Source organism: Nocardia otitidiscaviarum (assembly GCF_007362295.1).
GTDB lineage: Bacteria > Actinomycetota > Actinomycetes > Mycobacteriales > Mycobacteriaceae > Nocardia > Nocardia otitidiscaviarum.
The window spans coordinates 4,903,336-4,929,106 of the sequence record NZ_CP041695.1; the positions used below are offsets into that span (position 1 = coordinate 4,903,336).

20 protein-coding genes are annotated in these 25,771 nt (G+C 70.3%); 10 read left to right on the plus strand and 10 right to left on the minus strand.

Annotation, left to right across the window (positions count from 1 at the left end):
* Positions 1 to 46 precede the first annotated feature (46 nt).
* Positions 47 to 1,228 carry a sensor histidine kinase gene (locus FOH10_RS21975; protein ID WP_143982146.1) on the minus strand — a complete coding sequence of 394 codons (1,182 nt, stop codon included), beginning with the start codon at positions 1,226 to 1,228 and terminating at the stop codon, positions 47 to 49.
* Between the two features lie 168 nt (positions 1,229 to 1,396).
* On the opposite strand from FOH10_RS21975, the gene FOH10_RS21980 reads away from it, so the two are divergent.
* Together FOH10_RS21980 and FOH10_RS21985 are read left to right on the plus strand one after the other, a co-directional pair.
* Complete coding sequence (locus FOH10_RS21980; RefSeq protein ID WP_143982147.1) at positions 1,397 to 2,335, plus strand: hypothetical protein; 939 nt, start codon at positions 1,397 to 1,399, stop codon at positions 2,333 to 2,335.
* Between the two features lie 203 nt (positions 2,336 to 2,538).
* Complete coding sequence (locus tag FOH10_RS21985; RefSeq protein ID WP_244961320.1) at positions 2,539 to 3,882, plus strand: alpha/beta-hydrolase family protein; 1,344 nt, start codon at positions 2,539 to 2,541, stop codon at positions 3,880 to 3,882.
* 92 nt (positions 3,883 to 3,974) lie between these two features.
* Here the strand turns inward: FOH10_RS21985 and gatA are convergent, their stop codons facing one another.
* Positions 3,975 to 5,444 (minus strand): Asp-tRNA(Asn)/Glu-tRNA(Gln) amidotransferase subunit GatA, encoded by a 1,470-nt coding sequence (gene gatA / locus FOH10_RS21990; protein ID WP_143982148.1) that lies wholly within the window; start codon positions 5,442 to 5,444, stop codon positions 3,975 to 3,977.
* Positions 5,441 to 5,740: an Asp-tRNA(Asn)/Glu-tRNA(Gln) amidotransferase subunit GatC gene (gene gatC, locus FOH10_RS21995; protein WP_029930688.1), complete on the minus strand. Its 300-nt coding sequence runs from the start codon at positions 5,738 to 5,740 to the stop codon at positions 5,441 to 5,443. Before gatC ends, gatA begins: the two co-directional genes overlap by 4 nt.
* A gap of 244 nt (positions 5,741 to 5,984) precedes the next feature.
* Between gatC and FOH10_RS22000 the strand changes: the two genes are divergently transcribed.
* The gene (locus FOH10_RS22000; protein WP_143982149.1) at positions 5,985 to 6,635 is read left to right on the plus strand and encodes an ACT domain-containing protein; all 651 of its coding nucleotides are present in this window, start codon (positions 5,985 to 5,987) and stop codon (positions 6,633 to 6,635) included.
* A 79-nt stretch (positions 6,636 to 6,714) separates the two neighbouring features.
* Here the strand turns inward: FOH10_RS22000 and FOH10_RS22005 are convergent, their stop codons facing one another.
* Together FOH10_RS22005 and ligA are read right to left on the minus strand one after the other, a co-directional pair.
* Positions 6,715 to 7,215 carry a GNAT family N-acetyltransferase gene (locus FOH10_RS22005; RefSeq protein WP_029930690.1) on the minus strand — a complete coding sequence of 167 codons (501 nt, stop codon included), beginning with the start codon at positions 7,213 to 7,215 and terminating at the stop codon, positions 6,715 to 6,717.
* Between the two features lie 93 nt (positions 7,216 to 7,308).
* Positions 7,309 to 9,390 carry an NAD-dependent DNA ligase LigA gene (gene ligA / locus FOH10_RS22010; RefSeq protein WP_143982150.1) on the minus strand — a complete coding sequence of 694 codons (2,082 nt, stop codon included), beginning with the start codon at positions 9,388 to 9,390 and terminating at the stop codon, positions 7,309 to 7,311.
* Between the two features lie 161 nt (positions 9,391 to 9,551).
* Between ligA and FOH10_RS22015 the strand changes: the two genes are divergently transcribed.
* Entirely contained in the window at positions 9,552 to 9,971 is a 420-nt protein-coding gene (locus FOH10_RS22015) for a PPOX class F420-dependent oxidoreductase (protein WP_143982151.1), read from the plus strand.
* A 12-nt stretch (positions 9,972 to 9,983) separates the two neighbouring features.
* Here the strand turns inward: FOH10_RS22015 and FOH10_RS22020 are convergent, their stop codons facing one another.
* Entirely contained in the window at positions 9,984 to 10,802 is an 819-nt protein-coding gene (locus FOH10_RS22020) for an ArsR/SmtB family transcription factor (protein ID WP_143982152.1), read from the minus strand.
* 110 nt (positions 10,803 to 10,912) lie between these two features.
* On the opposite strand from FOH10_RS22020, the gene FOH10_RS22025 reads away from it, so the two are divergent.
* Both FOH10_RS22025 and FOH10_RS22030 read left to right on the plus strand, forming a co-directional pair.
* Positions 10,913 to 12,166, plus strand: coding sequence for an AAA family ATPase (locus FOH10_RS22025; RefSeq protein WP_244962110.1), 1,254 nt, complete (start codon positions 10,913 to 10,915; stop codon positions 12,164 to 12,166).
* 52 nt (positions 12,167 to 12,218) lie between these two features.
* Positions 12,219 to 12,563, plus strand: a complete 345-nt coding sequence (locus tag FOH10_RS22030; RefSeq protein WP_143982154.1) for a hypothetical protein — start codon at positions 12,219 to 12,221, stop codon at positions 12,561 to 12,563.
* Between the two features lie 47 nt (positions 12,564 to 12,610).
* On the opposite strand, the gene FOH10_RS22035 is transcribed toward FOH10_RS22030, so the two are convergent.
* The 3 genes from FOH10_RS22035 to FOH10_RS22045 all read right to left on the minus strand — a co-directional run bounded on the left by FOH10_RS22035 (position 12,611) and on the right by FOH10_RS22045 (position 16,088).
* Complete coding sequence (locus FOH10_RS22035; protein WP_143982155.1) at positions 12,611 to 13,660, minus strand: methionine synthase; 1,050 nt, start codon at positions 13,658 to 13,660, stop codon at positions 12,611 to 12,613.
* A 62-nt stretch (positions 13,661 to 13,722) separates the two neighbouring features.
* Positions 13,723 to 14,847 (minus strand): tRNA 2-thiouridine(34) synthase MnmA, encoded by a 1,125-nt coding sequence (gene mnmA, locus FOH10_RS22040; RefSeq protein ID WP_143982156.1) that lies wholly within the window; start codon positions 14,845 to 14,847, stop codon positions 13,723 to 13,725.
* A 2-nt stretch (positions 14,848 to 14,849) separates the two neighbouring features.
* Complete coding sequence (locus FOH10_RS22045; RefSeq protein ID WP_143982157.1) at positions 14,850 to 16,088, minus strand: cysteine desulfurase family protein; 1,239 nt, start codon at positions 16,086 to 16,088, stop codon at positions 14,850 to 14,852.
* 153 nt (positions 16,089 to 16,241) lie between these two features.
* On the opposite strand from FOH10_RS22045, the gene FOH10_RS22050 reads away from it, so the two are divergent.
* The 3 genes from FOH10_RS22050 to FOH10_RS22065 all read left to right on the plus strand — a co-directional run bounded on the left by FOH10_RS22050 (position 16,242) and on the right by FOH10_RS22065 (position 20,737).
* Positions 16,242 to 17,342, plus strand: coding sequence for an enolase C-terminal domain-like protein (locus FOH10_RS22050; protein WP_143982158.1), 1,101 nt, complete (start codon positions 16,242 to 16,244; stop codon positions 17,340 to 17,342).
* Positions 17,343 to 17,487: 145 nt separating this feature from the next.
* On the plus strand, positions 17,488 to 18,507 hold the full coding sequence (locus FOH10_RS22055; protein WP_143982159.1) for an SDR family oxidoreductase: 1,020 nt from the start codon (positions 17,488 to 17,490) through the stop codon (positions 18,505 to 18,507).
* A 406-nt stretch (positions 18,508 to 18,913) separates the two neighbouring features.
* A complete protein-coding gene (locus tag FOH10_RS22065; RefSeq protein ID WP_244961321.1) occupies positions 18,914 to 20,737 on the plus strand; it encodes a glycoside hydrolase family 15 protein in 1,824 nt (607 codons plus the stop codon).
* A 59-nt stretch (positions 20,738 to 20,796) separates the two neighbouring features.
* Here the strand turns inward: FOH10_RS22065 and FOH10_RS22070 are convergent, their stop codons facing one another.
* The gene (locus tag FOH10_RS22070; RefSeq protein ID WP_143982160.1) at positions 20,797 to 22,578 is read right to left on the minus strand and encodes a thiamine pyrophosphate-requiring protein; all 1,782 of its coding nucleotides are present in this window, start codon (positions 22,576 to 22,578) and stop codon (positions 20,797 to 20,799) included.
* A gap of 150 nt (positions 22,579 to 22,728) precedes the next feature.
* On the opposite strand from FOH10_RS22070, the gene FOH10_RS22075 reads away from it, so the two are divergent.
* Entirely contained in the window at positions 22,729 to 25,680 is a 2,952-nt protein-coding gene (locus FOH10_RS22075; protein WP_425326097.1) for an FAD-binding and (Fe-S)-binding domain-containing protein, read from the plus strand.
* Positions 25,681 to 25,771: the final 91 nt, after the last annotated feature.

Below are 25,771 nucleotides of genomic sequence, written 5' to 3' on the forward strand. Positions count from 1 at the left end.
GCGGCCACTCGCACGATGCCGCCACCAGTTCCCCGTGATCCGATGACTACGTGTCTATGGGGAGGTGGGCGTGGACTTCGAAGGTGCCGTCGGGGTGGGGGGTGGCGGTGAGGTGGCCGCCCGCGGCCTGGGCGCGGGACTGCATGCCGGTGATGCCGCTGCCGGGGGTGTCGTGGGGGGAACGAGGTGCCGTGGGGATCTGGGTGGCGTCGTTGGTGACGGTGAGGGTGACCGCGGTGGTGCCGGCGACGATGCGCACCCGCACCGGCGCGCCGGGGGCGTGGCGGGAGGCGTTGGCCAGCGATTCCTGGACGATGCGGTAGAGGGCGAGGCCGGTAGCGTCGGGGATGGCCGTCAGCGGGCCGTCGATCTCCGTGGTGAGGGCCATGCCCGCGCGGCGGGCGCCGTCCAGGAGGTCGGGTACCTCCATGGCGGTGGGTTGCGGGGCGTGTTCGGGCAACTGTCCGTCGCTGCGGAGCACGCCGAGCAGGCCGCGGATCTCGTTGAGCGCCGCGCGGGCGCCCACGCCGATGGCCTCGAACTCCGCGCGGGCGGCCGCGGACAGGCCGTCGATGCGGTAGGGGGCGGTCTGTGCCTGCACCACCACCATCGACATGTGATGGGCGACCACATCGTGCAGGTCGCGGGCGATGCGCGCCTTCTCCTCCAGAATGGCGCGGCGGGCCCGCTCCAGTTCGGTCTCCTCGGACTGCGCGAGCAGCGCCTGCCGCGACTGGGTCAGCCAGCGCACCATGAGGCCGAGCAGCACGATCCCGGTCACGGCGATGGGCCAGCCGAACCCGGAGGTGGCGAACTCGTCGCCCTGCGCGGCCATGGTCGTGCCCATGAGCAGCGCCGTCGCCAACCACGCGACCAGCACGATCTGCATGCCGGAGCGCACCGCCACCGCGAACAGCAGCGCGAACAGGCACAGCAGGTGCACCACCTGGAACGGGATGTCCTCGCCGGATCGATTCGGAATCGCCAAGGCGATGACCAGCGCGGCCCCGGCCGAAATCGCCCAGCCCAGCGCTGGATTCAGCCGGGCGAGCAGCAGCGGGAAGGCGGCGAACCCGGCGATGAACGGGGCGGCCGCCGCGGCCACCTGGTGGGTGATGAACAGTGTCGGCCACGCGACGGCGTAGAAGATGAGCGCCACCGCGACGGTGCCCAGGTCGAACCAGAGCCGCGCGTGCTGCAGCCGCCGTGACGGCAATGTCGCAACCATAGCCACGACAGTAGGACCCGCCCTGCCGCCGCACCTCATACCCCCGAGCGATCTTGGACCCCCTACCGGAGTATCACTTCCCGACACCCCTCCCCCGTACCGCGCAGCCGGGAAACCGTCCCGCAGCGTGACGTCCCGGAGCCCGCGTCCTCCATAGCGTCGGAAACCATGATCGTGAGCCCGGACCACCAGGGTCGTCCCCGCCGTCCCCACCCGCATCCCCACCCTCCGGTCGACCACACCCACACCCGCCCGCAGGTGAGCGCGCCGCCGACCCACACCGCGCCAGCACCCACCGAGCTGGCTCACGCCGCGTCGCCCACCACCACACCCGCACCGACCCGCGGGGCGCGGCTGGCGGCCGCGGCGGCGGTGCTGCTGGCCGCCACGGTGGCGACCGCCCCCGTCGCGACCGCGACCGCACCCGCCTCGGGCAATCCCGCGACACTCGACGGCGCGGTCGCCGTGAACGGCGCGCCGGTCCCATCCGTGGCGCGCGACGAGAACGCCGGTGCGCGATCGGCGGTCATCGCACTCACCTCCACGGCCGGATCCGGTGCCGCGATCCCGCCCGACTTCGCCGCCGTCATGGGCTATCACCCGACGGTCGAGCAGGGGTCGCTGGTCAATCCCGGGGGCGACTGCTCCTCCCCTGTTCCGCTGCCCGCCGAGTTCGAGACCGCTTGCAAGGCCCATGATCTCGGATACGACCTGCTGCGCTACGCCGATGCGCGGGGCGAGCCGCTCACCGCGTGGGCTCGGCAGGCGCTCGACGCCACCCTGGAACAGCGCATGCACGCGGCCTGCACCGCGCGCGAGGAGCCGATCGCCCGCGCCCGCTGCCGCATCATGGCCAGCGTCGCCACCACCGCCGTGGACCTCAACTCGCGCCGCCAGGACTACGGACCGCCAGTCCACGAAACTCTCACCGACGCAACGGCTCCCAGCTCGCCATCCGTGGCGGCCGCCTACCCGCTCGCCGCCGCTGCGCTGGCGCTGAGCGGATTCGCCACCGGCCGCGGCCTGCGCCGCCGCGCCGATCGACCGGATACGAGCGGGTTCCGCCGCCACACCGCCGAAACGGCCGCACGGGGGACCTCGGCATGAGCACAACGCACGAATTCGGGGCCGGTGCCGCGCAGCGCCGAGAACCGCCGATGGGCCGGTCCACGGATTTCGATCCGGCCGACGATCAGCGGCAGCGGCACAGCCGCCAATCTGGGGAAGGCGCGCCGGATCGCGGTGGGCGCCGGTTTGCTCGGGGCCGCTTCGGGCTCGGGCGGCAGTGGCGGGGGCCGCGGGTTCGTTTCGTGTCCATCAGTCCCGCGGCGACGCCGCGGCTCGGCACCACGGTGGGAATCGCGCTGGGTGTGCTCGCCTCGTTGGCTCCGGGGCTGCTGCCCCGGACACCGTCGGCGCAGGCGATTCTGAGCGGGCTGCTGGCCGTGATCGGTCTCGCGCTGGCCGGGCTGGTGCGGTTCGCGTTGCGGCGCTGCGGCGTGCATGTCGATGCCGTGACGGCGCGGTGGCGGCAGCCGGCGCTGCTGGTGGCGGCCGTCGCGACGGGCGGGGCCGTCGGGTATGCCGAGCATTGGCAGACGCGGTTGCGGGACGCCATGGGGGTCGCGCAGGTCGGCGCGGAGTACTGGCTGTGGTGGCTGCTCGGAACCACTCTCGTCGTGGGCTCGGCTGTCGGGTTCGCGCATGGAATCCGTTGGCTGGTAAGGCGTACGGGACGGTTGCGCAGTGCGGTGCTCGGCGTTCTGCTGGCGGTGGCGACGCAGGGGGCCGCGGTTCCGGCGGTGGTGCAGTGGCGGCAGGCCGCCTACGCCGCCGCGAATGCCGCGGTGGATCCGGCGGTGCGGCAGCCGATCTCCGCCGCGCGGTCGGGCAGCCCGGTATCCACGGTCAGCTGGCCGTCCCTGGGCGCGCAGGGCCGCCGCTTCGTGGCGGGTACACCGGCGCGAGCGGTGCGGGTGTACGTGGGCCTCGACTCCGCCCCGGATCTGAATTCCCGCGTGGCACTGGCCATCCGGGAGTTGGAGCGCTCCGGCGGCCTGCGGCGCTCACATCTGGTGGTCACCGTTCCCACCGGTTCGGGCTGGATCGACGCCGAGGCCGCCGCCGGTCTCGACGACCGCTTCGACGGCGATGTGGCGCTGGTCGGCCTGCAATACTCGGCGGCGCCGAGCTGGGCCACCTTCGTCTTCGGCCGCGCCGCCGCGGAACGGTCCGCCCGCGCTTTGTTCACGGCCATCGAACAGCGCCTGTCCGCCCTCCCTCACCCGCCGAAGCTCTACGTCTACGGCCAGAGCCTCGGCGCGCTCGGCGGCAGCGCCATCTTCCCCGACGACGCCGACCAGGACCGCCGCACCTGCGCCGTCCTCTGGGCCGGACCCCCGGCCGGAGCCGTCAACCGCGGCGGCGCAACGGTTCTCGCCAATGCCTCCGACCCCGTGGTGCACTGGTCCCCCGCCCTGCTGTGGCGCCCGGCGAACCTCACCGACACCCGCCCCGACGCCCCCGTCCCGCCGTGGCTCCCGGTGGTGAGCTTCCTGCAGACCACCGCCGACCTCCTCGCCGCCCTCGACGCCCCCACCGGTCACGGTCACCGCTACGGCCCCGACCAGGGCACCCGCCTCGGCACCTGCTGAACCCAGCCGATCCGGTCGCCGGGAGCTGATCCGGCCCCGGGTTTCGCGTGGGCCGGATCAGTTCAGCGTTCACCGGGATTGCGGCCGAACACTCAGGCGATCGGTCCCCGGGCGGCCTCGTAGGCGGCACCGACGCGGTACAGCCGGTCGTCGGCCAGGGCCGGGGCCATGATCTGCAGGCCCACCGGCATGCCGTCGTCCTGGCTCAGCCCGGACGGCACCGACATGGCGCAGTGTCCGGCCAGGTTGGTGGGCAGCGTGCACAGGTCGGACAGGTACATGGCGAGCGGGTCGTTGACCTTCTCGCCCAGCTTCCACGGGGTGAACGGGCTGGTCGGCGAGACCAGCACGTCGACGCTCTCGTACGCCCTGTCGAAGTCCTGCGCGATGAGGGTGCGCACCTTCAGCGCCTGACCGTAGAACGCGTCGTAGTACCCGGCCGACAGCGCGTAGGTGCCGATCATGATGCGGCGCTTGACCTCCGGGCCGAATCCGGCCTCGCGGGTGAGCGACATGACCTGCTCGGCCGAATGCGTGCCGTCGTCGCCGACGCGCAGGCCGTAGCGCATGGCGTCGAAGCGCGCCAGGTTGGACGACACCTCCGACGGCAGGATCAGGTAGTAGGAGGCGAGCGCGTACTCGAAGTGCGGGCACGACACCTCGATCACTTCCGCACCGAGATCCTTCAGCTGGGCGACGGCGGCGTCGAAGGAGGAGATCACGCCGGGCTGGTAGCTGTCGGAGTGCAGTTCCTTGACCACACCGACCTTGACGCCCTTCAGATCACCCCGCGCGCCCTCGCGGGCGGCGGCGACCACGGGCGGCACCGGCACATCGCGCGAGGTGGAGTCGCGCGGGTCGTAGCCGGCGATCACCTCGTGCAGCAGCGCGGTGTCCAGTACGGTGCGACCGCACGGCCCGCCCTGGTCCAGCGACGACGCGCAGGCCACCAGGCCGTAGCGCGACACCGTGCCGTAGGTGGGCTTGGTGCCGACGGTCGCGGTCACGGCCGCGGGCTGCCGGATGGAACCGCCGGTGTCGGTGCCGATGGCCAGCGGCGCCTGGTAGGAGGCCAGCGCCGCCGCCGAACCGCCACCGGAACCGCCCGGAATCCGATCCTTGTCCCACGGGTTGCGGGTCGGCCCGTACGCGGAGTTCTCGGTGGAGGAGCCCATGGCGAACTCGTCCATATTGGTCTTGCCGAGAATCGGGATACCGGCCGCGCGCAGCTTGGTGGTCAGGGTGGCGTCGTAGGGCGCGACCCAGCCCTCCAGGATCTTGGACCCGCAGGTGGTCGGCTGATCGGTGGTGGTGAAAACGTCCTTGAGCGCCAACGGAACACCGGCCAGCGGCGAGGCCACGGTCCCGGCGGCCACGGCCCGGTCCACCTCGGCGGCGGCGGTGAGCGCCTGCTCGCCGGAGACGTGCAGGAAGGCGTTGATCTCGCCGTCGACCTCGGCGATGCGCTGAATGTGCGCCTCGGTGACCTCCACCGAGGACACCTCGCGGCCGTGGATCTTCTCCGCCAGCTCGGCCGCGGTCAGCTTGGTCAGGTCTGTCATTCGCCCTCTCCCAGGATCTGCGGGACCATGAACCGCTGTTCTTCGACCGCGGGTGCGCCGGACAGCGCCTGCTCCGGGGTCAGGCATGGCTGGACCTCGTCCGGGCGGGTCACATTGGTCGCCGGATTCGGCGACGCGGTGGCCGGAACATCGGCGGCGGCGACTTCGGAGATGGCCTTGACGTGGTTCAGGATCGAATCCAGCTGACCGGCGTACAGGTCCAGTTCTTCCTCGGTCAGGGCGAGCCGGGACAACCGGGCGAGGTGTGCGACCTCGTCGCGGGAGATGGCGGGCACCGCGGGACCCCTTTCGGCATGGTTTAGCGTGGTGATTCGGCTGTCCGACAGCCTATCGACTCGTGCGGGGGCGTCCGTCACCGGTCGGGACCATGGCGGGCACACTCGATAGCCGCCACAATGAACAGTGGTCCACGTCACCGGAATCCCGTCGACTCGATAACGGTCTCACGAGGGTGTAAGTATTGCCAGACTCGGGTATTCGTTCCGAGTTGTCGGTCGCACAGGAAAGGAAGGGACGCACGTGTCATTTCTGCTCCGCGTGCAACTTCCGGATCGCCCGGGAAGTCTCGGCTCACTCGCCCTCGCGCTGGGCTCCGTCGGCGCCGACATCCTCTCGCTGGATGTCGTCGAACGCGGCGACGGCTACGCGATCGACGACATCGTGGTGGAGGTGCCGCCCGGCGCACTCCCCGACACCCTGATCACCGCGGCCGAATCCCTGGCCGACGTGCTCGTGGACTCGCTGCGCCCGTACTCCGGGATGCTGGACACGCATCGGGAACTCGAGCTCATCGACCAGGTGGCCAGTGCCCGCGACGACCGGCTCCAGGTGCTGGTGGACGGGGTGCCGCGGGTGCTGCGGGTGGGCTGGAGCACCGTGATCGACATGGGTCCGCAGGGTGCCTACCGCGTGGTCGGCAGCCAGAGCGCACCCTCCACCCAGGCGGCGTCGGCGCCCTGGATGCCCCTGGAGAAGCCGTGCGTGCTCGACGGCGAGGCCGACTGGGTGCCGCAGATCTGGCGCGACATGGACACCAAACTCGCCGCCGCACCCCTCGGTGACACGGGGAAGGTGCTGCTGCTCGGACGGCCGGGCGGACCGGACTTCCGCCCCAGCGAGGTGGCGCGGCTGGGCTACCTGGCCGGAATAATCGCCACGGTGCTCGGCTAGCCGAGCAGTTCTCGCCCCGATAAGCCTCCCGAGAGGCTGTCCCGCGCCGAGGGCTCGCACCCGCCGCGGTAGCTGCCCGCTACGCCTCCCCGAGCAGATCCCGCCGCATGACGGTGAGCGGCGTCCCCGCCATGGTCCGCCAATCCCGTTCCGGCACATGAACGAAACCGACACGGTCGTAGATGCGACGGGCATCGGCCATGGTCGGCATGGTGGTGAGGACGATGCCCGCGCACCCCTCCGCTCGCGCGATCTCGACGACCCGGTCGATCAGCGCCGAGCCCACGCCGAGTCCGCGCGCCCGTTTGGCCACGGCGAGCATGCGGAACTCCAGTTCGCCCGGTCGGGCGATATCGGCGAACGGCGTTCCCGGCCGGGCCACCGTCACCGACCCGAGCAACTCGTCTCCGCGCACCGCCACCAGCACCTCCGCCGCGGCGGCCCGCGTCGCGGTATCCGCGAGCTCGGACACGTAATCGCTGCGCGGATTCACATGCCCCTCCCCCACATACACCTCCACCGTCAACGCCCCCACAGCCGCGAACTCCCCCGCCCGCGCCTCCCGAATCTCCACACCCATACCGCGCCTCCATCCGACTTGGTCATTCGATCACGGGGAATTGGTGGCGGCATCGCGCGAGTGGCCACCGCCACCAGTTCCCCCTGATCTTGCTCACCCTTCGACGCCGTCGGGGCCACGCTCCAGGAGCCGGAGAAACCCCTCCTCGTCGAGGATGGGCACCCCCAGCTCCTCGGCCTTGGCCGCCTTCGAGCCGGGCGCGTCGCCGATGACGACGAAGGCGGTCTTCTTCGACACCGAACTGGCCGCCTTGCCGCCGCGCACGATGATCGCCTCCTTGGCGCCGTCGCGGGTGAACCCTTGCAGCGAACCGGTCACCACGATCGACAGCCCCTCGAGAGTGCGCTCGATGGACTCGTCGCGCTCATCCTCCATGCGCACGCCCGCGGCCCGCCATTTGTCGACGATGGCCCGATGCCAGTCGACGGTGAACCACTCCGCCACCGCGGCGGCGATGGTCGGTCCGACACCGTCGGTGGCGGCGAGTTCCTCGACGGTGGCGGCGTCGATGCGATCGATGCTCCAGAATTCCGAGGCGAGCGCCCGCGCGGCGGTCGGTCCGACATGCCGGATGGACAGGCCCACCAGCACCCGCCACAGCGGGCGGTCCTTGGCGGCCTCCAGATTGTCGAGCAGCTTCCTGCCGTTCGCCGAGAGCGTGCCGCTCTTGTTGGTGAACAGTTTGGTGGTGAGCAGCTTGTCCTCGTCGAGGTCGAACAGGTCACCCTCGTCGGCGATGGCGCCGGATTCGAGCAGGTCGATGGCGGCCTCGTAGCCGAGCGCCTCGATATCGAACGCGCCGCGTCCGGCCACGTGGAAGACCCGCTCCCGCAACTGCGCCGGACAATACTGCTGGTTGGGGCAGCGGATATCGGCGTCGCCCTCCTTCTCGGGGGCGAGTTCGGTGCCGCACTCCGGACACCGGGTGGGCATGACGAATTCGCGTTCGCTGCCGTCCCGCATATCCACCACCGGACCGAGCACCTCGGGGATCACGTCACCGGCCTTGCGGATCGTGACGGTGTCGCCGATGAGCACACCCTTGCGCTGCACCTCGGCGGCATTGTGCAGGGTGGCCATGGCGACGGTGGAGCCCGCGACCGTCACCGGCTCCATGACCGCGAACGGGGTGACGCGGCCGGTGCGGCCCACATTCACCTGGATGTCCAGCAGTTTGGTGGTGGCCTCCTCGGGCGGGTACTTGTACGCGATGGCCCAGCGCGGGGCCCGCGAGGTCGCGCCGAGGCGACGTTGCAGCGCGAATTCGTCGACCTTGACGACCTGGCCGTCGATCTCGTGCTCGATATCGTGGCGGTGCTCACCCCAGTACGCGACGCGCTCGAGCACCGCGTCGGCACCCCGCACCAGCACGGTGTGCGCGGAGACCGGCAGGCCCCAGGCGGACAGCGCCCGATACGCCTCGTGCTGCGATTCCGGCGCCCAGCCGTCCAGGCGGCCGAAGCCGTGGCAGATCATGCGCAGTCGCCGCCGCGCGGTCACCGCCGGATCCTTCTGCCGCAGCGATCCGGCCGCGGTATTGCGCGGATTCGCGTACGGCGGTTTGCCTTCCGCCACGATGGCGGCATTGAGCTGAGCGAAGTCCTCAAGCGTCATATACGCCTCGCCGCGCACCTCGAGCAGTTTCGGCACCGGGAATTCGTCGCTGGGCGTGAGCACGTGCGGGATGTCGTCGATGGTGCGCGCGTTGAGCGTGACGTCCTCCCCGGTGCGTCCGTCACCCCGGGTCGCGCCGCGGACCAGCCGCCCGTCCTCGTACACCAGATTGAGTGCGACGCCGTCGATCTTGACCTCGCACACGTACTGGATATCGGGTCCGGTCTCGGCCTCCACCCGGCCGATCCACTGCCGCATCTCCTCGTCGTTGAACACATTGTCCAGCGAGTACATTCGCTCCAGATGGTCCACCGGCGCGAATTCGGTGGTGAATCCCCCGCCCACCAGCTGCGTCGGCGAGTCCGGCGTCCGCAGATCCGGATGCGCCTCCTCCAGCGCCTCGAGTCGCTGGAACAGCTTGTCGAACTCCCCATCCGAGATGATCGGCGCGTCCCGCACGTAATAGCGGAACTGATGGTCGCGAACCTCCTCCGCCAGTCGCTGCCACTCCACGCGCTCGTCCCCGCTCGCCGGGGTGATCTCGATTCCCGATTCGCTCACACAGGCACCCTATCGGAGCCCACCGACACTCAGGCGCGACATTCCCGCACGTCGCGCGGGTATCACCACCAAGTCGCGACCGATCGGTATCGTCTCGCCCCAGCGGATTTCGGACACCGTGCGGCGGGAACAGCGCCACCTCCACGGCGGTTGCAGAGCGTATGGATATCGAGACCGCCGTCACATTCGCTCGGGAGCACCGCCGGTCGGTGTTGGCGACCATTCGCAAGGACACGCGGCCGCAGCTGTCCAATGTCACGCACTGGGTGGCGGAGGACGGGATCATTCGGATCTCGATCACGGCCGATCGGGCCAAGTATCACAATCTGCGGCGGGAGCCGTGGGCGGCGCTGCATGTGACCAGCGAGGACTTCTGGTCGTACGCGGTGTTGGAGGGGAAGGCGGAACTGTCGCCGGTGGCGGCCGACGTGGACGACGCGACGGTGACGGAACTGGTGGCCTACTATCGCGCGCTCAGTGGGGAGCATCCGGATTGGGACGACTATCGGCGGGCCATGGTGGCCGACCGCCGCGTCGTCGTGCGGATCACGACGACGCGGGCGTACGGCATGCTCGGCTGAATCACCGTCGACTCACACCGATTCGGGCGTCCACGCCTCCGGGTCGAGTTCGGGCAGGGTCTCGCCGGTTTCCAGCAGGGCCTTCAGATTGGTGATGATGCTCGGCCAGCCGCCGCTGACGGCCTCGAGCAGGCCACTGCCCGCATCGAACCCGTCGTGCACGACGGTGAGTTTCACCAATGTGCCGACCGGTTCCAGCTCGAAGGTCACCTTGGAGCGGGATTCGCTCGCCCACTTCTCCACGGTGGCCTGGTCGAGCCCGAACTGCTCACCGAATTCGGGGCCGACGGAGTGCCAGGTGTAGGACAGCCGGGTGTACGGCTGCGCCTCCAGCACCACCTGTTCGGGGGCCTTGCTGGTCCAATCACGCTCGTGCCAGGTCATTTCCGAGCCGGGCTGCCAGTCGGTGTCGAAGCTCGCGCCCCAGTAGCGCTTGGTGAAGGCCGGTTCGGTGAGCGCCTGCCACAGCTGCTCGGGGGTGGTCTTGATGTAGGTGGCGTAGACGAATTCGTTGCTGCCCATGGTCGTGCTCTCCAATGCGGTCTTGAGGTCGGCGAGTGCGTGCACCCGCCCGCGGTCGTAGCGGTTGATCCAGCGGTCGGCGATGGCATTGACGGGCTCGGCGTTCAGGTAGTGCAGCTTCTCCCGGCCGTGGCGGCGGGTGGTCACCAGATTGGCGGCCTCCAGCACGGCCAGATGCTTGCTGACCGCCTGCCGGGACATCTCCAGTACGGCGCACAACTCCCGCAGCGTTTGGCCGCTGCGGTCGTTCAGGCTGTCGAGCAGGCGGCGGCGACTCGCGTCGGCCAGCGCCTTGAACACCTCGTCCACACCATCTCCTCAATAGGCAACTCCCTGGTTGCACATTAGAACATAGGCAACCTATTGGTTGCCTGTCAAGGGTGCGCCCCCGCTCGCGCATTCCGGCGGCGACCGGCAGGATGGCGAGCGTGTTGCGCAGCTTCCAGGTGTCGAATCACGGATCCCTCGCCGAACCGCAGGAATTGCGGCTCACCCGCGGCAGCGGACCGGTCGCCGTACCGGTGACCGCGGTGCACGGCGGGGCCGCCACCGGCAAGACCTCGCTCGTCGACGCGCTGTGGCATATGCGCGACGCGGTGCTGAACTCGGTCACCGGCTGGGATCCCTTCGCCGGGCCCGCCCGCCGCCCGCACCTCGGATTCCCGAACCGCCCTTCGGAATTCGTGGTCAACTTCGTGGCCGAGGGATGTCCGTACACCTACGGCTTCCGGCTCGACAACGCCGATGTGACGGCCGAATGGCTGCACACGCACCCGCACAACCGCAAACGCATCGTCTTCGAACGCGCCGGCACCGATATCCGCGTCGGCCCCATGTTCGAGGCCGCCCGCTGCGGCATCGGCGCGCTGGTGCCGCTGGTGCGCCCGAATGCCCTGCTGCTCAGCCTGTCCGGGCAGATGTACGCCGAAGCCCTGGTCCCCGCCTACCGCTGGTTCCAATCACTGCTGGAAGTGCAACGCGGGCACCAGGATCCGCAGGCCATCGCGCACCGGCTGGGCAGCCACATCTCCCGCTCCACCGACCACGCCGCCCGCCTGCTCACCCTGCTGCGCTCCGCGGATCTCGGCATCGCCGATCTGCTCATCCCCGAGAACGACCCCATGTACGCCGACTACCTGCGCGAGCTGGACAGCGACATCGCCACCACCGCGAAGGAGATCGACGCCGCCACCACCTCCCCCGCCCGTGCCGAGGTGCTGCTGCGCGACCACGGACTGACCGTCACGGTGTTGCACCGCGAACTCACCGCCCTCTACGCCGCCCGCGACGCCCTCTACGCCCGCATGGTGGCCCGCCGCGGCGTCGGCCTCGGTCTGGTGCACGACGGCATCGACACCCCGTTCGGCATCACCGAGGAATCCACCGCCACCCTGGCCCTGCTCCGCCTGCTCCCCCCGATCCTCGACACCCTCGACTCCGGCGGCGTGCTGGCCGTCGACGATATCGACGCCCACCTCACCCCCGACGCCACCGACCGCCTCATCCAGCTCTTCCAGAACCCCGAAACCAACACCCACGGCGCCCAACTGGTCTTCACCACCCCCAACCGCACCCTCATCGACCGCGGCAACGGCCGGTCCCAAGCCAAACGCACCACGGTCTGGCAGTTGCGCCGCACCCCACAGGGCACCAGCGAACTCGCGTCGCACTGACGGTCGCGGGCGGCCTGCGGTCACCCACCCCGCAGCCGCCTACCATGAGGTCATGCTGGAATTCGCCTTCCTCGTGATGATCGTCGGAAGTCTGGTGGCGGTGGTGATGCTCTACCGGCGCGGTCGGCAGGGGAAGCCGATGACGGGGGCCGAGAGCGGGACGCTGTATGTGACCGGGGTGAGTCCGCGACCGGATATGCCCGGGGATCAGTACGTGACGATCAGCGGCAATATCTCCGGGCCGTCGGTGGTGGCGCACGAGACGTACGGGCGGTTCGCGTGGGATGTGCAGCAGTGGCCGTCGGTGGGCGATCAGATTCCGGTGGCATATCCGCCGGGGAAACCGGACAACTGGCAGATCCAGCATCCGGGATCGCGGCCGTACTTCGGGTCCTGAGCGCGGGTGGCCCGGCGCAGGGCCGGGACCCCGGGGTGACGGTGACGTCAGTCGAAACTCAGGGCTTCCGGTTCGTCGGAGAAGGCGCGGGCGCATTCGGCGGACAGTTCCAGCGCCCGGCGGGCCCAGCTCAGCGGTGCTCCGGACAGGCCGCAGGCAGGGCTGACCAGGATGTGGGTGGCGAGCAGGCGGCGTGGTAGGCCGAGGCGATCCAGCAGTCGGACGGCGGGCTCGGCGATCTCGCGCCAGGTGGTCGGGGTGGCGGGAGCGGTGGTGGGGATCAGGCCGAGGGCCAGGTGGCGACCGGAGTCGAGGAGTTCGCCGATATCGTCGAGATCCCGGGTGCCGATGGTGGACAGGTCGAAACCGACTGCGGCAGCGGTGGTTCGGCGCAGGAACCCCAGCGGCGGGCGGGCGTCGCAGCTGTGGATCAGGACCGGGGCGGGCTGGGCTGCGATCACGGTGTCGAGGATGTGCTGGGCCTCCGGGGCGGGCAGGGCACGCACGGTGTTCATGACGCTGGCACCGCGCAGGGAACCCTCCAGCACCGCCGTCAGCGACGGTTCGTCGAGTTGGACGACGACGTTCGCGCCCAGGCGTTTGCCCACCTCCGCGACATGGCCCGCGAGCCCCTCCGCGAGGGACTCCGAAAGATCGCGCAGGGCACCGGAATCGGTGAGCACGCGATGTCCGACGGGGAGTTCGACCTGGGCGGCGAGGGTCAGGGGGCCGGTCGCCTGCACCTTGACCGTGCGCCCGGCACCCGCCAAACCGGCTGTCTCCCAAGCCTCTTCGAGGGCGTCGAGATCGGTGCGCAGCAGATCACGGGCCCGGCGGGCCACCGCGCCCGGCCGTGCGGCCAGCCGGTAGCCCCGGGGCGTGCTGTCGAAGGCCATATCCACCAGCAGCGCCGAGGCGCGGCCGATCATATCCGCGCCCACGCCGCGCGCGGGCAACTCGACCAGATGCGGGAGATCACCGAGTTCGCCGACGACGGTCGCCGTGGCCTCTCGGATATCGGTCCCGGGCCACGAACCCACACCAGTCGCGACACCGCCGCGCAACCCGGCACGGTCGTCCGCCCCCACGTCACTCATGGAATCCATCCTGCCCTTCGCGGCCGCGGAACTCGTCTCGACACCCGATTCCCGCGCGCCGCTCACGCCGTGGCGTCCGACACCAGTTCGGTCGCGTACGAATGCCGTTCGCGCTCGGTGCCGCTGATGGTGCCGCTGCCGAGCACCTGGTCACCGTGCTCGGCGTCCGGACGGTACAGCACCACGGCCTGACCGCGGGCGACGCCGGTGAGCGGCTGCCGCAGCCGGACCACCAGGCCGCCGTCGGCGGGTTCGGCGACCGCGGGGGCGGTGCCGCCGTGGGCGCGCACCTGGGCCACGCACTCGATCGGGCCGTCGGGGACCGCACCGGAGGTCCAGACGGCGCGCTCGGCGAGCACCGTCCACACCTCGAGGTCGGCGGCGGAACCGACGCGCACGGTCCCGGTCTCCGGGTCGATATCGGTGACGTAGCGCGGCTTGCCGTCGGCGGCCGGGCCGGGCAGGCCCAGGCCCTTGCGCTGGCCGATGGTGAAACCGTGCACGCCTTCGTGATCGGCGAGCTTGGTGCCGTCGGCATCGAGGACGGCACCGGGCCGGACGCCGATCTTCGCGCCCAGGAAGGCGCGGGTGTCACCGGAGGGGATGAAGCAGATGTCGTGGCTGTCGGGCTTGTTCGCGACGGCGAGTCCGCGTGCCGCGGCCTCCTCGCGGATCAGCGGCTTCGGGGTGTCGCCCACCGGGAACATGGCGCGCGCGAGCTGCTCGGCGGTCAGTACCGCGAGCACATAGGACTGATCCTTGTCGGCGTCCACGGCGCGGCGCAGCACCCCGTCCGCCAGGCGCGCGTAGTGCCCGGTGACCACGGCGTCGAAGCCGAGCGCCACCGCCCGGTCGGCCAGCGCCGAGAACTTGATCTTCTCATTGCAGCGCAGGCACGGATTGGGGGTTTCCCCGGCGGCGTAGGACGCGACGAAGTCGTCGATCACGTCCTCCTTGAACCGGTCGGCGAAATCCCAGACGTAGAACGGGATGCCGAGCACGTCGGCGGCGCGGCGCGCATCCCCGGCGTCCTCCTTGGAGCAGCAGCCGCGCGATCCGGTGCGCAGCGTCCCCGGTGCGGTCGACAGCGCCAGGTGCACGCCCACGACCTCGTGTCCGGCGTCGACGGCGCGGGCGGCGGCCACCGCCGAGTCCACGCCACCGCTCATGGCGGCCAGTACACGCATGACTAGTAGCCTCCCTTCGCATGCGGGGCGGAACCGACGCTCGCCAGTCCGGCGGCCTTGGCCCGCTCCACCACCTGCGGCAGCGCCGCCAACACGGCATCCACATCGGTATCGGTCGAGTCGTGGCCCAGCGAGAAGCGCAGCGATCCGCGCGCCAGCGCCGGTTCCACGCCCATGGCGAGCAGCACGTGGCTCGGTCCGGCCACGCCCGCGTTGCAGGCCGACCCGGTCGAGCATTCGATTCCGGCCGCGTCCAACAGCATCAACAGTGAATCACCCTCGCAGCCGGGGAAGGTGAAATGTACATTGCCGGGCAGCCGCCGCTCCCCCGTCGCGCCGTTGAGCACCGCATCGGGGACCAGCTCCCGCACACCGGCGATGAGACGATCGCTCAGCCGCGTCAATTCGACGGTGCGAGAGGCCATCCCGCGCACGGTCTCGCGCAGTGCGGCGGCCAGGCCCACGGCCGCGGGCACATCCGAGGTCCCCGAGCGCAGATCGCGTTCGTGGCCGCCGCCGTGCACGATCGGCACGCACGGCACGGTGCGGCCCAGCAGCAGCACGCCGACGCCGTGCGGCCCCCCGACCTTGTGCCCGGCGAAACTGGCCGCCGACAGCCCGCTGGCCGCGAAGTCCACCGGCAGCTGCGCCGCGGCCTGCACCGCGTCGCTGTGCATGGGAACGTCGAATTCCTGTGCCACCGCGGACAGTTCGACGATCGGCTGGACGGTGCCGACCTCGTTGTTGGCCCACATGACGCTGACCAGCGCCACCTCGTCGGCATACGATTCCAGGGCGGTGCGCAGTGTGCGCGGCGAGACGACCCCGTCGGAGTCCACCTCCAGCCACGTGACGTCCGCGCCCTCGTGCTGCTCCAGCCATTCGACGGCGTCCAGCACGGCATGGTGTTCGACGGCGCTCACCAGAATCCGCCGACGCCGTGGCTCGGCGTCACGGCGCGCCCGGTAGATCCCTTTGACGGCGAGATTGTCGCTCTCGGTCCCCCCGGAGGTGAAGATCACCTCCGACGGCCGCGCCCCCAGATTCGCCGCGATCGACTCCCGCGCCTCCTCCAGCAGCCGCCGCGCGGCCCGCCCCGACCCGTGCAGCGACGACGCGTTCCCCGCCGTTCCCAGGACAGCCGTCATCGCCTCGACGGCGACCGGGAACATGGGTGTCGTGGCCGCGTGATCGAGGTAGACCGTCTGGGCACCGACCGGACCCGGGAAAGCCGACTTCATGACCAAACAAGGATAGCCGTCGACCGCGTGCCGATATTCCCGGCGTCGCCGCCCGGCGGTGATAAGCGGACCGCAGGGTGGGTATCTCGGCCAGATGAGGGCCCGCCGTCGCGCCCATCGCGACATCAAGTCCGACCGAACGGGGACGAGTCAATGGATACCAGGACTGTGCGGATCGACGAGGACATCGCGGTGGCGGTGTACCGGTTCCCGACCGAGCAGATCGAGGCCGATGGGACGCTGGAATGGGATTGGACCACCGCGGTGGTGGTGCGGGTCGGCGCGGGTGGTGAGTTCGGGCTGGGTTGGACCTATGGGTCGCCCGCTACCGCGGAGGTCGTGTCGGTGCATCTGGCCCCGCACCTCGGCAACAAATCGCCGTTCGACATCGCCGGATGCTGGGAGACCATGCATCGGGCCTGCCGCAATGTCGGGTCGAAGGGGATCGCCGCGATGGCGATCAGCGCGGTCGATATCGCGCTGTGGGACCTGAAGGCCCGGCTGCTGGCGGTACCGCTGGCCACGCTGCTCGGTGCGACGCGGGAACGGGTGCCGGTGTACGGGTCGGGCGGATTCGTCAATCTGCACGAGGATCAGCTGAGCGAACAGGTCGGCGGGTGGCTGGCGGCGGGCTGCCGGGCCGTCAAGATCAAGATCGGTGAGGGGCGCGGCGACTGTATCGAGCGCGATCTGGAACGGGTGCAGCAGGTACGCAAGCTGACCGGCCCCGACGTGCGCATCATGGTCGACGCCAACGGCGGCTACACCCGGGGCCAGGCGCGGCGCGTGGGCCAGGAACTGGACCGGCTCGGCGTGGTGTGGTTCGAGGAGCCGGTGACCAGCGACGACCGCACCGGTCTCGCGGCGGTGCGGGACGCGGTGCGGTGCGATGTGGCCGCCGGTGAGTACGTCTACGACGGCTACGACGCGGCCGCGCTGGTCGACGTGGTGGACTGCCTGCAACTCGATGTCACCCGCTGCGGTGGCTACACCGGCTTTTTGCGCGGTGCGGCCGTGGCGGGCGCGCACGGATTGGACGTGTCGGCGCACTGCGCGCCGTCGCTGCACGCCCCGATCGCCGGTGCCGTGACCGACCTGCGTCATATCGAGTGGTTCATCGACCACGTCCGCCTGGAACCGCTGCTGGTGGACGGCGTGCCCGAGGTGTCGGACGGCGAACTGGCGGTACCGCTGGACGAGCCCGGCCACGGCATGCGGATCGCCGCGACGGCGGCCGACTACCGGCTGCGGTGACTCGTCCGGGCGTTTGACGTCGCGACCGTCGGGCATCTCGGCCGTGAGGCTGCGGCCCGGTGCCCGACCCCGCCGTGGGTATGCGGAGCCTGAGCCGGGCGGCGCTCCGGCGGCCGACACGTTGCAACCTGAAGGAGGAGACCCCATGAACGACAAGGGCTCTCGCGTCGTGGTGATCACGGGCGCCAGCGCTGGAGTGGGCCGGGCCTGCGCGCGGGCCTTCGGCGCGCGCGGTGACCGGGTGGCGTTGCTGGCGCGGGGCGAGCGCGGGCTCGACGCCGCGGCCGCGGAGGTGCGCGCCCGGGGCGGCACCCCGCTGACCGTGCCGGTCGACGTGGCCGATCCCGATGCCGTCGAGGCGGCGGCGGAGCGAGTGGAGTCCGAACTCGGGCCGATCGACATCTGGGTCAACAATGCCTTCGCCGCCCTGTTCGCGCCCTTCGAGCAGATCTCGCCCGCGGAGTTCCGCCGGGTCACCGAGGTCACCTATCTGGGCTACGTCTACGGCACCCGCTCCGCGCTGGCGCGCATGCAGCAGCGCGGCCGGGGGACGATCGTGCAGGTCGGCTCGGCGCTGGCCTATCGGGGGATTCCGCTGCAATCGGCCTACTGCGGGGCCAAGCACGCCATTCAGGGCTTCAACGAATCACTGCGCTGCGAACTGCTGCATCAGGGCAGCCCGGTACACGTGACCATGGTGCAGCTCCCGGCGCTCAATACCCCGCAGTTCGATTGGGGCCTGACCCGCATGCCGCGCAAGGCGCAGCCGGTGCCGCCCATCTACCAGCCGGAAGTGGCGGCCGACGCCATCGTCCACGCCGCCGACCATCCGGGCCGACGCGAGTACTGGGTCGGCGCGAGCACCGTGGGCACCCTGCTGGGCAACAAGATCATTCCCGGCCTGCTGGACCGCTATCTGGGCCGGACCGGCTATGCCTCCCAGCAGACCTCCGAGCCCGAGAACCCGGACCGGCGCGCGAATCTGTGGGAGCCGCTGGACGACGAGAACGGCGAGGATTACGGCGCGCACGGCCGATTCGACCGCTGCTCCCACGACGACAGCCCGCAGGTGTGGTTCTCCCGGCACCACCGCTCCCTCGCGGCAGCGGCACTGACCGCCACGGCCGGTATCGGCGCGCTCGCCTGGGGTCTGGCCCGTCGGTGAGCCCGCGGCGCGGCCGGGTCGCCCTCGGCCGCACAACGGGCACCGCCGCCCCCTATCAGGTACCCGAATGCTGTTCGTGGGTGAACGGTTTCGTGCCCTGTACCGCGGGCTCACCCGGGGATTGATCTCGTCGCCGCGATTGCGGGACTGCCCGCTGCCGAGCCACTGCTGCGATCGTCGTTGAGACCGTCCAGCAGCATGGTGATGGTGGACCCGACCATCTCCAGGTGGCTGAGCTCCTCGGTACATGGTTACTTCCCAACGATTTCCGGACTGGCTGACGATGACCGCCTACCCGGCGGCCGCGGCCGAAAACATGCGGTGCACCGGCTGCGGGAATGGACGGCCGCCGCCCGGGTATCTCGACGGCAATCCCCCCGCGAGTGACGACCGGAAGGAGGCGGGATTGCCCGCACCCATCGAGGACTACGCGCTGCTCGGCGATTTGCAGACGGCCGCGCTGGTGGCCAAGGACGGCAGTATCGACTGGCTGTGCGTGCCGCGATTCGACTCTCCGGCCTGTTTCGCGGCGCTGTTGGACACTCCGGATGCGGGCCGCTGGCAGTTGGCCCCCGCCGCGGGCGGCAGCGCCACCCGGCGCTCGTATCGCGATGATTCGTTGGTGCTGGACAGCGAATGGCACACCCCGGACGGGGTGGTGCGGGTGGTGGACTGTATGCCGCCGCGCGGATCGGCCATCGATGTGGTGCGGGTCGTCGAGGGGGTTTCCGGCCGGGTGCCCATGCGCATGGATCTGCGGCTGCGCTTCGACCACGGCAGTGTGGTGCCCTGGGTGCGACATGCGGACGGCGGGCTGTCGGCGATCGCCGGACCCGATGCGGTGTGGTTGTACACCGAGGTACCGCTGCGCGGCCGCAATATGACCACCACGGCCGAATTCGAGGTCGCCGCCGGACAGCGGGTGCCATTCGTGCTGACCTATCAGGCTTCGCATCTCGACCGGCCCGAACCGGTCCGTCCCGACGACGCCATCGCCGCCACCGAATCCCACTGGGCCGACTGGATCGGCCGCTGCACCTACCGGGGCCCGTGGGCGGCGGAGGTGCGCCGCGCCCTGGTCACACTGTCGGCGCTCACCTACGCTCCCACCGGCGGCATTCTGGCCGCGCCCACCACCTCGCTACCCGAACAGCTGGGCGGACCACGGAATTGGGACTACCGCTACTGCTGGCTGCGCGACGCCACCTTCACCCTCCAGGCACTGCTGGGCACCGGATTCGTGGACGAGGCGCGGGCGTGGCGGGAATGGCTGGTGCGGGCGGTCGCGGGCGATCCGGGGGAACTACAGATCATGTACGGTTTGGACGGCAGTCGGCGGCTGCCGGAGCAGCGGCTGCCCTGGCTGTCCGGATACGAGGGTTCGGCGCCGGTGCGGATCGGCAATGCCGCGGTGCACCAGAAGCAGCTGGACGTGTGGGGCGAGGTCCTCGACGGCCTGCACCTGGCCCGCGACGCCGGACTCCCGGCCACCGACGTGGCCTGGGACGTGCAGCGGGCGCTGCTGGACTACCTGGAGGGCCATTGGACCGATCCGGACAACAGCCTGTGGGAAATGCGTGGTCCGCGTAGGCATTTCGTACATTCCAAGGTGATGGCATGGGCCGGTCTGGACCGCGCCGTGCACACCGTCACCGCACACGGCCTCGACGGTCCGGCCGACCGCTGGCGGGCGGTGCGCGACCGCATCCACCGGGAGGTGTGCGCGCACGGGTACGACCCCGAACGCAACACCTTCACCCAGTTCTACGGCTCCCGAGGGGTGGACGCGGCGCTGCTGCTGCTCCCCCGCGTCGGCTTCCTGCCCTGGCATGATGCGCGCGTGCACGGCACCGTGGACGCGGTGCGGAAAGAGCTGTGCGAGAACGGATTCGTCCGGCGTTACGACCCTTACGCGGACGGCGGAGTGGACGGTCTGCCCGGCGGTGAGGGGGTCTTCCTGGCCTGTAGTTTCTGGCTGGCCGACGCCCTGCACGGCATCGGCCGCGCCGAGCAGGCGCGCGAACTGTTCGGCCGCCTACTCGACCTGCGCAATGACGTCGGCCTGCTCAGTGAGGAATACGATCCGGCCACCGGCCGCCACCTGGGCAACACCCCGCAGGCGTTCAGCATGGTGGGCCTGGTCAATACCGCCCGCGAGCTCACCGGCTCCTCGGTGGAAACCTCCGCCGCGCACCACGAACAGCATCTCGGCGACCGCGCGCACACCTGAGCCGGGCGGCCGCTCCGGTCGCCCGGTCGGATCGGCACCGGCTCAGGCTCGGCACCGGCTCAGGGTCGCATCTCCTGCGCCTTGGTTTTCGCCCCCTGCCACATGAGATGCCACGCCCCCGGATCGCCGCGCAGGATGGCCGCCGCCGTATCCTTCATCTGCTCGAAGGTCGCGTGCGGCGGAATGGGCGGCACCTCCGGATCGCAGCGCACGTCGATCACGGTGGGCCGGTCGGCGGCCAGGGCGCTCTCCCAGGCTCCGGCGAGTTCGTCGGGGTCGTCCACCGCCACCGCGCCGAGGCCCATGCAGCGGGCCAGATCGGCGTAGGAGACCTCCGGAATGGTCTGGGACTCCTCGAATTTCGGCGCACCGCCCATGGCGCGCAACTCCCAGGTGACCTGGTTGAGGTCATTGTTGTGGAAGACGCACACGACCAGGCGGGGATCGGACCACTCCTGCCGGTAGCGGGCGATGGTGAGCAGTTCGGCCAACCCGTTCATCTGCATGGCACCGTCACCGACGAGCGCGACGACGGGGCGGTCCGGATGGGCGAACTTCGCGCCGATGGCGTACGGCACCCCCGGCCCCATGGTGGCCAGGGTGCCCGACAGCGATCCGCGCATCTGGCCGCGGAAGCGCAGGCAACGCGCGTACCAGTTGGTCGACGAACCGGAGTCGGCGGTGACGATGGCATTGTCCGGAATGCGTTGCGACAGTTCCCACACCACCCGCATGGGGTTCACCGGTTTGGCCTCGAGCATGGACTGGTGTTCCACGGTGCGCCACCAGTCGGCGACATTGTTCTCCACGGTATCCCGCCAGGACCGGTCCTGTTGGCGGCGCAGCAGCGGAATCAGCTCCCGCAGTGTGGCTTTCGCATCACCGACCAGATTCACCTCGGTCGGATAGCGCATGCCGATCAAGGTGCCGTCCACATCGATCTGCACCCCGCGGGCCTGCCCGAACTCGGGCATGAACTGGGTGTACGGGAAGTTCGAGCCGACGATGAGCAGCGTGTCGCAGTCGCGCATCAACTCGTAGCTCGGCCTGCTGCCCAGCAGTCCGATCGGACCGGTGACGAAAGGCAGATCATCGGGCAGCACGTCCTTGCCCAGCAGCGCCTTGGCCACCCCGGCCCCGGTGATGTCGGCGACCTCGAGCACCTCCGTCGCCGCGTCCCGCGCACCCTGACCGATCAGCAGGGCCACCTTCTCCCCCGCGTTGAGCACCTCGGCGGCACGCTCGATCTCCGCACGCGCCGGGGTGACGACCGTCGCCATCCGGCCCGGCGGGCTCGACGGCACCTGCTTGAACTCGTGCTGCGGCGGCTCATAGGTCTCCTCCTGCAGATCGGCGGGGATGATCACCGCCGTCGGCGCGCGGCGGGTGAGCGCGGTGCGGAAGGCGCGATCCAGGGCGTTGGGCAGCTGGCTGGACACATTCACCTCGACCAGATACTCCGAGGCCACGTCCTTGAACAGCGACTGCAGGTCCACCTCCTGCTGGTAGCTGCCGCCCATGGCGCTGCGCGCGGTCTGCCCGACGATGGCGACCACCGGCACATGGTCGAGTTTGGCGTCGTAGAGGCCGTTGAGCAGATGGATCGCACCCGGTCCGGAGGTCGCCACGCACACACCCACCCGGCCGCTGAATTTGGCGTACCCGGTGGCCTCGAAGGCGGACATCTCCTCGTGCCGGGCCTGCACGAAGCGCGGCTGGTTGTCGGCCCGGCCGAAGGCTGCGACCAGCCCGTTGATGCCGTCGCCCGGGTAGCCGAACACGGTCTCGACGCCCCATTCCCGCAACCGCTGTAGTACGTAATCCGAAACCTCCATGGACATGGCTCCTCCTCGTCGTCGTGTATCCCGCCGCTGTCGGCGTGCTACCCGCTGTGCAGCCGATCAATCGCGGGCGGCCGATCCGGCTCCGTGTGCGACGCCGCACAGCGGGTAACCGGCCCGCGTGGAGCAGCTACGGGAGGAGGAGTCCAGATGACAGGGATGGACGGCGGCAGCGACGGCGCGCGGGATCGCTCGGATGCGCCCGCGATCGACCTGCGGGCGCTGGAACGCGATCTGCGGGCGGCCGTACAGGGCGAGGTGCGCTTCGATTCCGGCTCCCGGGCAACGTATTCCACCGACGCCTCGAACTACCGGCGGGTGCCGCTGGGGGTGGTGCTGCCGCGTACGCCCGAGGACGCCGTGGCCGCGGTGGCGGTGTGCCGGGCCCACGACGCGCCGGTGCTGTCGCGCGGCGGCGGCACCAGCCTGGCCGGTCAGTGCTGCAATACCGGTGTCGTGCTGGACTGGAGCAAATTCTGCGACCGGGTGCTCACGGTGGACCCCGAGGCGCGCACCGCCGTGGTCGAACCGGGTATCGCGCTGGACGTGCTCAACGACCGGCTGGCCGAGTACGACCTGATGGTGGGTCCACGCCCGTCGACGCATGTCAGCTGCACCATCGGCGGCATGATCGGCAACAACTCCTGCGGATCCACCGCCCAGGAGTACGGGAAGATGGCCGACTCGGTGCGGCGGCTGGAAATCCTCACCTACGACGGAACCCGCGCCTGGGTGGGCGCGACCAGCGACGCGCGGTACGCGGAGCTGGTCGAACACGGCGGGAAGCTGGGTGAGATCGTGCGGCGGCTGCGCGACATCGGCGACCGCTACGCCGAGGACATCCGGGCCCGCTATCCCGATATTCCGCGCCGGGTGTCCGGCTACAACCTGGACGCGTTGCTGCCGGAGCGGGGCTTCCACCTGGCGCGGCTGCTGGTGGGCAGTGAGAGCACCCTGGTGACGGTGTTGCGGGCCGAGATCGAGCTGGTGCCCCGGCCCGGAGCGGTCGCACTCGCGGTACTGGGCTATCCCGATATCGTCACCGCCGCCGACGCGGTGCCGCACGTCCTGGCCCACGAGCCGTCGGCGCTGGAGGCGATCGACGATCGGCTGGTGAATCTGGAGAGCACCCGCCACCTGGCCGACCAGGCCATACGGCAGCTGCCCGACGGACACGGCTGGCTCATGGCGCAGTTCCAGGGCGACGATCAGGACGCGGCGGACCGCGCGGCGCAGGCCATGATGGCGGACGTGTGCGACCGCACCGGCGCCACCGCCGTGCTGCTCGACGATCCACACCACCAGGCCGAGGTGTGGGCCGCGCGCGAGGCCGGTCTCGGCGCCACCGCCTATCCGCCGGACGGACCGGAAACCCACGAGGGCTGGGAGGACGCCGCGGTGCCGCCCGACCGGCTCGGCGACTACCTGCGCGACTTCGAGGACCTGTTGCGGGAGTTCGGCTACCAATCCTCCTCGCTGTACGGCCATTTCGGACACGGTTGCGTGCACACCCGCATCCCCTTCGGGCTGCGCACCGCCGACGGGATCGCGCGCTATCGCCGATTCGTGGAACGTGCGGCACATCTGGTCACCGACTACGGCGGATCACTGTCCGGCGAGCACGGTGACGGCCAGTCGAGGGGCGAACTGCTGCCGATCATGTTCGGGGACCGGCTGATCCACGCGTTCGGCGAACTCGAGGACGTCTTCGACCCCCGCGATCGGATGAATCCCGGCAAGGTCGTGCACCCCCGCCGCCTCGACCAGGACCTGCGCCAGGGCGTGGACTACCGCCCCTGGGAACCCGATACCCACTTCGCCTTTCCACACGACGACCACCGGTTCAGCGTGGCCGCGGGCCGCTGCGTGGGGGTCGGCAAGTGTCGCGGCGACCAGAGCGGGGTGATGTGCCCCAGCTACCGGGTGACCCGCGAGGAGGAGCATTCCACGCGCGGTCGGGCGCGGCTGCTGTTCGAAATGCTCAACGGCGACGTGATCACCGACGGCTGGCGCTCCGAGGAGGTGCACGACGCGCTCGATCTGTGCCTGGCCTGCAAGGGATGTCGCAGTGACTGCCCGGTCGACGTGGATATGGCGACCTACAAGGCCGAATTCCTCTCGCACTACCACCACAACCGGATTCGGCCCATGGCGCACTATTCGATGGGCTGGATACCGCTGTGGGCGCGGCTGGCCACGGGGATGAGCGGATTCGCCAATGCCGTGGTCCAGCACCGGACGCTGGGGCAGTTGGTCAAACGCGCGGGCGGCCTGGCTCCGCAGCGCGGTATGCCGCGCTTCGCGGACACCCGCTTCACCACGACCTTCCCTGGGCTGGAGCAGCATTCGAGCGCCGAGCGCGGCAGCGTGCTGCTGTGGCCCGACACCTTCACCAACAACTTCGAGCCCGAGGTGGCCCGCGCCGCCGTCCGCGTCCTGAACGCGGCCGGATTCACCGTCCGGATTCCCACCCGGGCCGTCTGCTGCGGCCTGACCTGGATCTCCACCGGCCAACTCGCCACCGCGAAACGCGTGCTGCGTCGCACGCTGCGGGCCCTGCGACCCGAGCTGCGCGCGAGCACCCCGGTGGTGGTGCTGGAACCCAGTTGCGCCGCCGTCTTCCGCTCCGACCTGCCCGAACTGCTGCACGGCGACGAGGACGCCCGTCGGCTGGCCGCGCAGACCCGCACCCTCGCCGAACTGCTCGCCGAACGCGCCCCCGATTGGCAACCGCCCCAACTGGATTCCCATACGGTCGTGCAACCCCACTGCCACCACCACGCCATCCTCGGCTTCGACCCCGATCGTGAACTGCTCGGCCGCTGCGGTCTCGACGCCGATGTGCTCGATGCCGGATGCTGCGGTCTGGCGGGCAATTTCGGCTTCGAACGCGGCCACTACGACGTCTCCGTGGCCTGTGCCGAGGACAAACTCATGCCCGCCGTCCGCGCCCGGCCTCCCGGCACCCTCGTCACCGCCGACGGTTTCAGCTGCCGCACCCAGATCCGCGAACTGGCCCCCGACACCGCACCCGTGCACTCGGCGCAACTGCTGGCCCGCGGCCTCGACCGGCAGCACACCGCGGGACGCACCGGGCCGTGACGCCGATCCGGACCGCCGCTGTGTGGCCAGAACAAGCTGGTGGGGAGCGTTTGCCGGGCGATTCGGCGGGCATGTCCGAAACAGGACACGC

What these genes read in the sequence shown, in the direction of transcription:
- FOH10_RS21975 (WP_143982146.1), bottom strand. Translation starts at nt 1,228, where the DNA reads ATGGTTGCGACATTGCCGTCACGGCGGCTGCAGCACGCGCGGCTCTGG.
- FOH10_RS21980 (WP_143982147.1), top strand. Translation starts at nt 1,397, where the DNA reads ATGATCGTGAGCCCGGACCACCAGGGTCGTCCCCGCCGTCCCCACCCG.
- gatA (WP_143982148.1), bottom strand. Translation starts at nt 5,444, where the DNA reads ATGACAGACCTGACCAAGCTGACCGCGGCCGAGCTGGCGGAGAAGATC.
- FOH10_RS22005 (WP_029930690.1), bottom strand. Translation starts at nt 7,215, where the DNA reads ATGGGTGTGGAGATTCGGGAGGCGCGGGCGGGGGAGTTCGCGGCTGTG.
- FOH10_RS22015 (WP_143982151.1), top strand. Translation starts at nt 9,552, where the DNA reads ATGGATATCGAGACCGCCGTCACATTCGCTCGGGAGCACCGCCGGTCG.
- FOH10_RS22025 (WP_244962110.1), top strand. Translation starts at nt 10,913, where the DNA reads ATGGCGAGCGTGTTGCGCAGCTTCCAGGTGTCGAATCACGGATCCCTC.
- FOH10_RS22030 (WP_143982154.1), top strand. Translation starts at nt 12,219, where the DNA reads ATGCTGGAATTCGCCTTCCTCGTGATGATCGTCGGAAGTCTGGTGGCG.
- FOH10_RS22035 (WP_143982155.1), bottom strand. Translation starts at nt 13,660, where the DNA reads ATGAGTGACGTGGGGGCGGACGACCGTGCCGGGTTGCGCGGCGGTGTC.
- mnmA (WP_143982156.1), bottom strand. Translation starts at nt 14,847, where the DNA reads ATGCGTGTACTGGCCGCCATGAGCGGTGGCGTGGACTCGGCGGTGGCC.
- FOH10_RS22045 (WP_143982157.1), bottom strand. Translation starts at nt 16,088, where the DNA reads ATGAAGTCGGCTTTCCCGGGTCCGGTCGGTGCCCAGACGGTCTACCTC.
- FOH10_RS22050 (WP_143982158.1), top strand. Translation starts at nt 16,242, where the DNA reads ATGGATACCAGGACTGTGCGGATCGACGAGGACATCGCGGTGGCGGTG.
- FOH10_RS22055 (WP_143982159.1), top strand. Translation starts at nt 17,488, where the DNA reads ATGAACGACAAGGGCTCTCGCGTCGTGGTGATCACGGGCGCCAGCGCT.
- FOH10_RS22070 (WP_143982160.1), bottom strand. Translation starts at nt 22,578, where the DNA reads ATGTCCATGGAGGTTTCGGATTACGTACTACAGCGGTTGCGGGAATGG.
- FOH10_RS22075 (WP_425326097.1), top strand. Translation starts at nt 22,729, where the DNA reads ATGACAGGGATGGACGGCGGCAGCGACGGCGCGCGGGATCGCTCGGAT.